Source organism: Paenibacillus sp. OT2-17 (assembly GCF_009827695.1).
GTDB classification, from domain to species: domain Bacteria; phylum Bacillota; class Bacilli; order Paenibacillales; family Paenibacillaceae; genus Paenibacillus; species Paenibacillus polymyxa_B.
This window is the reverse complement of record NZ_WUDQ01000845.1, coordinates 1-1,151: the sequence shown is the minus strand read 5'-3', so window position 1 is coordinate 1,151 and position 1,151 is coordinate 1. Positions and strand designations below refer to the sequence as shown.

The following is a 1,151-nucleotide window of genomic DNA, read 5'->3' as shown; positions in this document are numbered from 1 at the left end:
ACGTTGTTTGTGTTGTCAGTCAATATTTTGGGCGACAAGCTGAGAGACCAGTTGGACCCGAAAAAGAACGCAAACTAGCATCAGGAAGCCTATTCTTAAGTGCTATAGAAGGAGGGAGTTCGTTTGTCATCATTGCTGGAGATTGAACATTTGTCGGTCGATTTTCACACTAAAAAAGGTTTGCTGCAAGCACTCGACAACGTATCACTGACGATCAGGGCGGGAGAAACGGTCTGTCTCGTCGGTGAATCTGGCAGCGGAAAAACGATTACCTCCAAGGCGATTATGCGGCTAATCGATTATGAGAACGGACGAATTGCCCAAGGACAAATACGGTTGCAGGGCATAGATTTGACCGTTTTGTCACAGCAGGAATTACGCTCACTTCGTGGTAAAAAGATGGCGATGGTATTTCAGGAGCCGATGTCGGCGTTTGATCCGGTGTACACTATCGGGTATCAGTTGATAGAAATCATCATGGAGCATGACCGGAAGACACGAAAGCAAGCATGGGCTCATGCGGTTCATTTGCTGAACAGGGTAGGGATTCCTGAACCGGAAATTCGTATGAAGCAGTACCCCGGAGAACTGTCCGGTGGGATGCTGCAACGGGCGATGATTGCAATGGCACTTTCATGTGCCCCTGAGCTGCTAATAGCGGATGAACCAACAACGGCGCTGGATGTAACGATTCAGTCACAAATTTTGCAATTGCTTCAGCAATTAAAGACAGAATTCAACATGTCGATTCTGTTGATTACGCATGATTTGGGTATTGCGGCAGAGGTTGCGGATCGAATTGTTGTGATGTATGCCGGTCGAGTTGTGGAGCAAGCAGTAACGGAAGAACTGTTCGAGCTGCCATTGCACCCTTACACTAGAGGGTTACTTCGTTCGGTGGCAACACTGGATACAGATCGCAGCAGCAAGCTGTTTTCGATCCCGGGGGCAATTCCGAGCCTGAGTGCATTGCCTTCCGGCTGCTTGTTTCACCCGCGTTGCCCGCATGCGACAGATCAATGCAAAAACGAAGTGCCACCGCTGGTAGCCAAGGATGAACGCGAGGTAGCTTGCTGGCATTCGGAGCAATTGGCTGCGTCCGACGAGTGGCATATTACAGAGCTATCGGTGAAAGGGCAGATCACGGCAGA

1 protein-coding gene is annotated in these 1,151 nt (G+C 49.5%); it reads left to right on the top strand.

Annotated features, from left to right (window positions below; all coding sequences use genetic code 11):
• Positions 1-123 precede the first annotated feature (123 nt).
• A partial coding sequence (locus GRP75_RS27595; RefSeq protein ID WP_160790969.1) for an ABC transporter ATP-binding protein occupies positions 124-1,151 on the top strand: 1,028 nt, incomplete at its 3' end.